Origin of the sequence: Bradyrhizobium jicamae, assembly GCF_018130695.1 — a bacterium.
Taxonomy (GTDB): Bacteria; Pseudomonadota; Alphaproteobacteria; order Rhizobiales; family Xanthobacteraceae; genus Bradyrhizobium; species Bradyrhizobium jicamae_B.
Genome location: NZ_JAFCJX010000066.1, coordinates 1 through 1079, shown reverse-complemented (window position 1 = coordinate 1079; position 1079 = coordinate 1). Strand labels below are relative to the sequence as shown.

1 protein-coding gene is annotated in these 1079 nt (G+C 59.7%); it reads left to right on the top strand.

All coding sequences use genetic code 11. The features are described from left to right. Positions 1 to 145 precede the first annotated feature (145 nt). The coding region (locus tag JQ604_RS41365; RefSeq protein WP_212366527.1) for an IS630-like element ISRj1 family transposase at positions 146 to 1079 on the top strand (934 nt) is incomplete at its 3' end.

The window sequence follows — 1079 nt, the reverse complement described above, 5'->3', positions numbered from 1 at the left end:
ATGCTGCAAAGTGAAGATTCTCCTTGCCAACCCGGAGCCGTCCACACATCGCGTCAGTTAGTCCGATGCAGCGGTTTGTCTGGAGTTGGGGGTAAAGCCGACCTGTCGGCTGAGCGCCCGGACCTCCTCGTGATTCAAGGTCGGGATGATACCCGAAGCAAGAGAAGTCCACCTTTCGAGGAAAGATCGCAAGGTGCTTGAGGCGTGCTGTCGCTCACCGGTGACGTTGCAGCGCGATTTGAAGCGGGCGCGGATAGTTCTGTTGGCGGCGGATGGGCGCAGCACCCGGTCGATCGCCAAGGAAGTTGGGGTCCAGCCGCGGATTGTCAGCCTTTGGCGGCATCGCTATGCCGACCATGGCCTTGAAGGGCTGCAAGACAAGCCGCGGCCTGGCAAGCAGCCGATCTATACGAAGACGACCGACAAGCGGATTCTGAAGCTGCTGGATAAGCCGCCACCGCAAGGGTTTGCGCGCTGGACCGGCCCCCTGCTGGCCGAGGCGCTGGGCGATGTCGATGTCCAATATGTCTGGCGGTTCCTGCGCAGCCACAAGATTGACCTGGTGGCTCGCAAGTCCTGGTGCGAGAGCAACGACCCGAACTTTACGGCCAAAGCCGCCGATGTTGTCGGCCTCTATGTCGCGCCGCCGGCGAAGGCCATTGTGCTGTGCGTGGACGAGAAGCCCTCGATCCAGGCTTTGGAGCGAGCGCAGGGTTATCTGAAGTTGCCCAATGGCCGCGCCTTGACCGGCCAAAGCCACGATTACAAGCGGCATGGCACCACAACATTGTTTGCGGCGCTCGAAGTCGCCACCGGAAAGATCATCGCGACCCATTCAAAACGCCGGCGCCGCGTCGAGTTTCTCGATTTCATGAACAGCGTCACCGCGGCTTTTCCGAACCGCAAGCTTCACGTCATCCTCGACAACCTCAACACCCATAAAAAGAACGAGGACTGGCTCAAGGCCCACCCCAACGTGCAATTTCATTTCACGCCGACAAGTGCGTCATGGCTCAATCAGGTCGAAGTATGGTTTTCCATCTTGCAGGGGCAGTCGCTCAGCGGCACCTCCTTCACGA